This is a genomic window from Streptomyces sp. W16 (assembly GCF_033194735.1).
Classification (GTDB): Bacteria; Actinomycetota; Actinomycetes; order Streptomycetales; family Streptomycetaceae; genus Streptomyces.
The window spans coordinates 1-7,969 of sequence record NZ_JAWOAI010000466.1; the positions used below are offsets into that span (position 1 = coordinate 1).

Consider the following 7,969-nt stretch of genomic DNA (forward strand, 5'->3'; position numbering starts at 1 on the left):
CGCCGTCACCGCGAGCCCGGCGGCCACGGCCCGCCTCCGGTGCCGTAGCAGCCGGCGCAGTTGGTACCACCCGCCACGCACCCGCACCGGTGCGAAGTGCGGCACCTCGCACGTGGCCGGAGCGTCGGTGCCCAACGGGCGCGGAAAGGGCGGGGAGAAGGGAGGAGGGAAGGGAGGGGAGGGGGACATGTGGACCACCACCTGCGACGAGGGATCGGATTGCGGTCCCACGATGCGGGAATTCCTCGCGGTCCGCCGGAGCCCGTGGGCTACCCGCCGGTTGTGGACAACTCCCTCACCCGAACGGGAAGTTCCGCACCTCCCCAGCCTCCGGACTCCGCTCGGCTACGGCAGCTCGAACCCCGGATCCATCCCGCCCAGCGCGTTCGCGCACAGGCAGTCCCGTGCCCCGTTCTCCGGCAGCGCGGCCACCGTGTCGAAGAGCACGCCCCGCAGCCGGTCCACGTTGGCCGCGAACACCTGCAGCACCTCGTCGTGGGAGACGCCCTCGCCGGTCTCGGCGCCCGCGTCGAGGTCGGTGACCAGGGTCAACGAGGAGTAGCAGAGCTCCAGTTCACGGGCGAGCGTCGCCTCGGGGTGGCCGGTCATGCCGACCACCGACCAGCCCTGGGCCTGGTGCCAGAGGGATTCGGCGCGGGTCGAGAAGCGCGGCCCCTCGACCACCACGAGCGTGCCGCCGTCGACCGGTTCCCAGTCCCGCCCGCGCGCCGCCTTCAACGCCGCCGACCGGCCGGTCGGGCAGTAGGGGTCGGCCAGGGACACGTGCACCACGTTCGGCATTCCGCCGCCGGGCAGCGGTAGTCCGTCGAAGTACGTCGCCGCCCGGGACTTCGTACGGTCCACCAGCTGGTCCGGCACCAGCAGCGTGCCCGGCCCGTACTCGGGGCGCAGCCCGCCCACCGCGCACGGACCGAGGACCTGGCGCACACCCACGGAGCGCAACGCCCAGAGGTTTGCCCGGTAGTTGATGCGGTGCGGCGGCAGATGGTGGCCGCGCCCGTGCCGGGGCAGGAACGCGACCCGCCGGCCGGCGATCTCGCCGAGGAAGAGGGAGTCACTGGGCGGCCCGTAGGGCGTGTCCACCTGGATCTCGGTCACGTCGTCCAGGAACGAGTAGAAGCCGGAGCCGCCGATTACGCCGATCTCTGCGTTCGCCATGACCAGCACCCTAGCCGCCGCCGAAAAGGCGCAGAGACCGGCTCCGGAACTGGCTCGGAAACCGGCTCAGGAACCGGCTCGGAAAACACCGAAGACCCTGTCGTCGTACGACGACAGGGTCCCGCGGTCTGGAAGTCCTACGCGGCGGAGCTGCTGCTGCCGGTCGAGGAGCCCGAGCTCGACGACTTCGACTTGGAGTCCGAGGACGAAGATGTGGTCGACGGGGCGGACGGCTTCGAGTCCGAGGACGTCGACGGCTTCGACGTGGCCGGCGAGCTGCTCGACGAGGAGCCGCGGCTGTCGTTCCGGTAGAAGCCGGAGCCCTTGAAGACAATGCCGACCGCGGAGAACACCTTCTTCAGGCGGCCACCGCAATTGGGGCACTCGGTCAGCGCGTCGTCGGTGAACTTCTGGACCGCTTCAAGGCCCTCGCCGCACTCGGTGCACTGGTACTGGTAGGTCGGCACTGTGTCTTCCTCCTGGCACTCTCACTCAATGAGTGCTAACGAGCGTCCATAGTGACGTATTCCCGGGGATCAGTCCACTGCCACCGGCACGCGGTGACCGACGCCACGTGCCACGGTGCGACTGCGGGGCCGGGTCGCGAGGTGCGACCGGAGGGTCAGCAGGGTCCCCAGGGCGAGCACCGTACCGGCCATCGGCACCAGGAAACCGGCGCCGCCCCACAGGCGATCCTCCAGCTGTCCGGCGACGGTGACGGCGGCGGCCTGGCCGAGGGCGACCGCGCCGGTCAGCCAGGTGAAGGCCTCGGTGCGGGCGCCGGCCGGGACGAGCCCCTCGACCAGGGTGTAGCCGGTGATCAGGGCGGGCGCGATGCACATGCCGACCAGGAGACCGAGGCCGGCCAGGAGCAGCACCGAGTGGGCGGTCCACAGGGCGGACGCGGTCAGCGCGAGGGCCGCGTAGCCGACGAGGAGGCGGCGTTGCGGGGCGACCTTCCAGGCGATGGCACCGCAGACCACTCCGGAGAGCATGTTGCCGGCGGCGAAGGTGCCGTAGAGGACGCCGTTCAGGCCGGGTTCGCCGATCGACTCGGTGAAGGCGGCCAGGGAGACCTGCATGCCGCCGAAGACGGAACCGATGCCCAGGAAGGTCACGATCAACACGCGCACTCCGGGGACGCGCAGTGCGGAGACGTGCTCCACGCGTGCGTGCCCGTCGGCGGTCACCGTGGGCTGGGTGCTCTTCCGGGCGGCGAACAGCAGCCCGCCGACCAGGGTGAGTCCGGCCTCGGTGACCAGGCCGGCCGCCGGGTTCACGGCGGTGCACAGGGCGGTCGCCAGCAACGGGCCGAAGACGAAGGTCAGTTCGTCCGTGACGGACTCGAAGGCCGCGGCGGTCGTCATGAGGGGCGAGTCCTGGAGCTTCACGCCCCAGCGGGCGCGCACCATGGGCCCGACCTGCGGCACCGAGGCGCCGGTCGGCACGGCGGCCACGAACAGCGCCCACAGGGGTGCGTGGCCGAGCGCGAGCGCGGTGAACGTCAGGCCCGACAGGGAGTGCACCAGGACGCCGGGGAGCAGTACGGCCCGCTGTCCGTGGCGGTCGGCCAGGCGCCCGCTGTAGGGCGCGAACAGGGCCATGGAGACGCCCGTGGCGGCCGCGGCGGCGCCCGCCGCGCCGTAGGAGCCGGTGGTGTGCTGCACCAGCAGCACGATGGAGATGGTGAGCATCGCGAACGGCTGGCGTGCCGCGAAGCCGGGAAGCAGGAACGTCCAGGCGCCGCGTGTGCGCAGCAGCTGCCCGTATCCAGGACGCGATCCCGTCCTGGAGGTGACCGTGGATGCCACGGCCCGTGCCTTTCTGCCACCTGGTAGCGCGGCACCTCTTTGTAGAGGCGGCGCCGAGCACTGTCCTCTTGCGCGGAACTGCGGTAGATACCGGTGCCCACTGCGGAGAGGGTTCGGCCGCCATGCGGTCGCGCCAGCACTGCGTCAGGCAGAGTTGGTTCGATCAGAATGTGCCTTCATCGTACAGGGAGCGAAGCCTGGTGAGCCTGTGAAAACGGGCACCATGCGCGCGTTCACCTGCGATTGGTGAACATGTGAACCGTGCGAAACATGTCCTTAATGACCGGCTGTGGCGTTGTCCGTGCCCAGCCACCCCGCCAGCTTCCCGCCGCGACCCACCGCCCGCAGCCGCCGCTCGGCCGCGTCCCGTACCGGGTCCGTCGCCACGACCAGGAGTTCGTCGCCGCGCCGAAGGACCGTCGAGGGCAACGGAACAAACGATTTTCCGTCGCGTACGACCAGGGTGACCGCGGCCCCGGCCGGCAGCCTGAGCTCGTTGACCTCGACGCCGTGCATCTTGGACTCGGCGGGGATCGCGACGGACAGCAGATGCCCGCGCAGCCGCTCCAGGGGTGCCGATTCGATGCCGAGGTCGGCGGCCTCCGCCCCCTCGCCCAGCTTCAGCTTGCGCGCCAGCCAGGGCAGCGTCGGCCCCTGGACGAGGGTGTAGACGACGACCAGGACGAAGACGATGTTGAAGACGCGACGGCTGCCGGTGACGCCGTTCACCATGGGGATGGTCGCCAGGATGATGGGCACGGCGCCGCGCAGCCCGGCCCAGGACATCAGCGTCTGCTCCTGCCAGGGCACCCGGAACGGTGTGAGGCTGAGCACCACGCTCAGCGGCCGGGCCACCATCGTCAGCACCAGGCCGATGATCAGCGCCGGCCAGACGTCGTCGCCCAGTTCGTGCGGGGTGACCAGCAGGCCGAGCAGGACGAACATGCCGATCTGGGCGATCCAGCCCAGCCCGTCGGCGAAGCCGCGCGTCGCGGGCCAGTGGGGCAGTTTCGCGTTGCCGAGCATCATCGCGGCGAGATAGACCGCGAGGAAGCCGCTGCCGTGCGCCAGGGCGCCCGCCGCGTAAGCGGTGACCGCGATCGCCAGCACGGCGATCGGGTAGAGGCCGGAGGCGGGCAGCGCCACGTGCCGCAGCCCCCAGGAGCCGAGCCAGCCCACCGCGAGGCCGATGGCCGCGCCGATGGCCAGCTCCAGGGCTATCTCGCCCACCAGCGCGTACCAGTGCTCGACCGGGCCCGCCGTGGAGAAGGCGACGACCAGGATGACCACCGGGGCGTCGTTGAAGCCGGACTCGGCCTCCAGCGTGCCCGTCACGCGCGCGGGGAGGGGGATTCTGCGCAGTACGGAGAAGACCGCCGCCGCGTCCGTCGAGGACACCACCGCCCCGACGATGAACGCCTGCCGCCACTCCAGTCCGACCAGATAGTGCGCGCCCGCGGCAGTGACGCCGACGCTCACCGCCACCCCTGCCAGCGCCAGCGTGGCGGCCGACGACAGGACCGGCCTGACCTCTGTCCACTTCGTGCCGAGGCCGCCCTCGGCCAGGATCACGACCAGGGCCGCGTATCCGATGACCTGGGTCAGCTCGGTGTTGTCGAAGTGGATGTCGCCGATGCCGTCCTGGCCCATGGCGACGCCGATCCCCAGGTAGACGAGCAGGCTGGGGAGCCCGCTGCGCGAGGAGATCCGGACCGCCGCGACGGCGACGAGCAGGACGAGCGAGCAGACGAGCAGAAGCTGGTCGAGGTGGTGGACGGTCAGAGGCCTTCCCTTCTTCGGCCGACGCGCATCCGGGGCGGCAGCACATGTACAGGGGACGCGAGACTGCGGCGCCACGCATCCAAGTACTTCGTTACCTTACCTAACTCTTGACGCTTTCTTGACGCTTCCCGAGGCAAGATCGAACGCCCGTCCGCGCTGGTACCCGACTCCGCGTCAAGTCGCTGGGAAGCCTGCGCCTATGGTTGCTCCAGCGCTCAGTCAAAAGCACAGCCCGCCCTGCCGCTCGCGTTAGGACAGCAAGGACAGCGATGCCCCCCAACACCACCGCCTCATCGGGTCATAAGCCCGGCAAGTCCGGCAGGAAAAAGGGGCGCAAAGCCCGTCTATTGGTTCTCGTCCTGGTAATGGCCATCATCGGGGGCATCGCCTACGGCGCCTACTGGTCCGTCAGTACGGTCCGGGCCTCCCTGCCGCAGACCACGGGCTCGATCACACTGGACGGACTGTCCGGGCCCGTGGACGTCAAGCGCGACAGCTACGGCATCCCGCAGATCTACGCGTCCTCCGACGCGGACCTGTTCATGGCGCAGGGCTACGTCCAGGCGCAGGACCGGTTCTACGAGATGGACGTACGCCGCCACATGACGTCCGGGCGGCTTTCCGAGATGTTCGGCAAGAGCCAGGTCAAGGACGACGAGTTCCTGCGCACCCTGGGCTGGGACCGGGTCGCCGAGAAGGAGTACGACACCACGCTGTCGGCCTCCACGAAGAAGTACCTCCAGGCCTACGCCAAGGGGGTCAACGCCTACCTCCAGGGCAAGGACGGGAAAGACATCTCCCTGGAGTACGCGGCCCTTGGTTTCACCAACGACTACAAGCCCGAGAAGTGGACCCCGGTCGACTCGGTCTCGTGGCTCAAGGCGATGGCCTGGGACCTGCGCGGCAACATGCAGGACGAGATCGACCGCGCGCTGATGACCACCCGCCTCGGCCCCCAGCAGATCGCGGACCTGTACCCGGAGTATCCGTACAGCCGCAACCAGCCGATCGTCACCCAGGGCGAGTACGACGAGTACACGAAGACGTTCGACGGGGGCGACAGCTCGTCCAGCACGTCCACGAGCGGTACGACGGGCTCGTCGTCCTCCTCGTCCGGTTCGGCCCTCACGAGCCAGCTCGCGGGTCTCTCGAACGTCCTGGACGACCTCCCGACGGCCGTCGGCGTGAACGGTCAGGGCATCGGCTCCAACTCGTGGGTCGTCGGTGGGGAGCACACCATCACCGGCAAGCCCCTGCTGGCCAACGACCCACACCTGGAGGCGTCGCTGCCGTCCGTCTGGTACCAGATGGGCCTGCACTGCCGCACGGTCTCCAGCAAGTGCCAGTACGACGTCACCGGCTACACCTTCGCGGGCATGCCCGGCGTCGTCATCGGCCACAACCAGGACATCGCCTGGGGCATGACCAACTCCGGGGTCGACACCACCGACCTCTACCTGGAGAAGCTCTCCGGCGACGGCTACCTGTACGACGGCACGACGAGGCCCTTCACGAGCCGCACGGAGACCATCAAGGTCGCCGGCGGCGCGTCCAAGAAGATCGTCGTCCGGGAGACCAACAACGGCCCGCTGCTGTCCGACCGCAACGACGAACTCGTGAAGGTCGGCAAGAAGGCCACCGTCGACACCGCGGCCCCGGACAGAGGCGACGGCTACGCGATCGCCCTGCGCTGGACCGCCGAGGACCCGGGCACCACCATGGACGCCGTCTTCGCCATGGACAAGGCGTCCGACTGGAGCGAGTTCCGCTCGGCCTCCACGAAGTTCGACGTGCCCTCGCAGAACCTCGTCTACGCCGACACCAAGAACAACATCGGCTACACGCTGCCCGGAAAGATCCCCCTGCGCGGGAAGGGCGACGGCTCGCTGCCCGTACCCGGCTGGGACTCCAAGTACGACTGGACCGGCTACATCCCGCAGGCCGCCCTGCCGTACGAGTACAACCCGAAGCGCGGCTACATCGTCACCGCCAACCAGGCGGTGATCGACAAGGACAAGTACCCGTACACGCTCACCACGGACTGGGGCTACGGCACCCGTAGTCAGCGCATCACCGATCTGATCCAGTCGAAGATCGACGGCGGCGGCAAGATCTCCACCGACGACATGCGGCAGATGCAGCTCGACGACAGCAGCGAGATCGCCAAGCTGCTGGTGCCCAAGCTGCTGAAGATCGACGAGCCCGACCCGGACGTGCGCGAGGCGCAGAAGCTCCTGGAGGGCTGGGACTACACACAGGACGCCGACTCGGCGGCTGCCGCCTACTTCAACTCGGTCTGGCGCAACATCCTCAAGCTCGCCTTCGGCAACAAGCTGCCCAAGGAGCTGCGGGTCAAGGGCCAGTGTCTGTTCGTCTCGCCGGTCGACACGACCGGTCCCGCCGACGAGGACAACCAGAAGGTGCGCGAGTGCGGCGAGCGTGACGCCGACCAGGCGCAGCCGGACGGCGGCGACCGCTGGTTCGAGGTCGTCCGCAAGCTCATGGACGACCCGAACAGCGACTGGTGGAAGACCCCCGCCTCGGGCACCCGTCCGTCGGCGAGCGACATGAACGGCCTGTTCAAGCGCGCCATGATCGACGCCCGCTGGGAGCTGACCGCCAAGCTCGGCAAGGACATCGACACCTGGAGCTGGGGCCGGCTGCACCGCCTGTTCCTGAAGAACCAGACCCTGGGCACCGAGGGCCCCGCCATCGTCCAGTACATCCTCAACCGCGGCCCCTGGAAGCTCAGCGGCGGCGAGGCCACGGTCAACGCCACCGGCTGGAACGCGGCCGGCGGCTACGGGGTGGTCTGGGTGCCGTCGATGCGCATGGTGGTCAACCTGGACAACTTCGACAAGTCCAAGTGGATCAACCTCACCGGAGCCTCCGGGCACGCCTTCAGCGCGCACTACACCGACCAGACCGGCAAGTGGGTCAACGGCGAACTGCTGCCGTGGTCCTTCTCGTCCAAGGCGGTCGACGACAGCACGAGCGACACCCTGGTGCTGAAACCCTGAGCCGCTGACATCTGAAATGGCCCTCCACGCACGCGTGGAGGGCCATTTCAGTTCCCCGGGAACCGGTGCACGCCGCTCGGTGTCACCGCCGCCCGCACCGGCCGGTCGTGCGCCTCCGCGGGGACGCGCGCGGCGACCTCGGAGCCGTAGAGCAGCACCACCAGCGCGGGATGCGCG

At 69.2% G+C, this 7,969-nt stretch carries 5 protein-coding genes and 2 pseudogenes; 1 reads left to right on the forward strand and 6 read right to left on the reverse strand.

Going from position 1 to position 7,969, the window contains the following annotated elements:
- The 5 genes and pseudogenes from R6V09_RS40480 to R6V09_RS40500 form a co-directional block, all read right to left on the reverse strand.
- A pseudogene (locus tag R6V09_RS40480) lies at window positions 1–189 on the reverse strand (hypothetical protein); the annotation flags it as partial.
- 156 nt (window positions 190–345) lie between these two features.
- Window positions 346–1,179, reverse strand: a complete 834-nt coding sequence (locus R6V09_RS40485; RefSeq protein WP_317886486.1) for an S-methyl-5'-thioadenosine phosphorylase — start codon at window positions 1,177–1,179, stop codon at window positions 346–348.
- A gap of 137 nt (window positions 1,180–1,316) precedes the next feature.
- Complete coding sequence (locus R6V09_RS40490; RefSeq protein WP_317886487.1) at window positions 1,317–1,646, reverse strand: FmdB family zinc ribbon protein; 330 nt, start codon at window positions 1,644–1,646, stop codon at window positions 1,317–1,319.
- A gap of 69 nt (window positions 1,647–1,715) precedes the next feature.
- Window positions 1,716–2,990 (reverse strand): MFS transporter, encoded by a 1,275-nt coding sequence (locus R6V09_RS40495; RefSeq protein ID WP_317886488.1) that lies wholly within the window; start codon window positions 2,988–2,990, stop codon window positions 1,716–1,718.
- 276 nt (window positions 2,991–3,266) lie between these two features.
- Window positions 3,267–4,847 (reverse strand): potassium/proton antiporter, encoded by a 1,581-nt coding sequence (locus tag R6V09_RS40500; RefSeq protein WP_317886489.1) that lies wholly within the window; start codon window positions 4,845–4,847, stop codon window positions 3,267–3,269.
- Window positions 4,848–5,041: 194 nt separating this feature from the next.
- On the opposite strand from R6V09_RS40500, the gene R6V09_RS40505 reads away from it, so the two are divergent.
- Window positions 5,042–7,792 carry a penicillin acylase family protein gene (locus R6V09_RS40505; protein ID WP_317886490.1) on the forward strand — a complete coding sequence of 917 codons (2,751 nt, stop codon included), beginning with the start codon at window positions 5,042–5,044 and terminating at the stop codon, window positions 7,790–7,792.
- 47 nt (window positions 7,793–7,839) lie between these two features.
- Here R6V09_RS40505 and R6V09_RS40510 read toward each other — a convergent pair.
- Window positions 7,840–7,969: pseudogene (locus tag R6V09_RS40510) on the reverse strand (5-formyltetrahydrofolate cyclo-ligase); the annotation flags it as partial.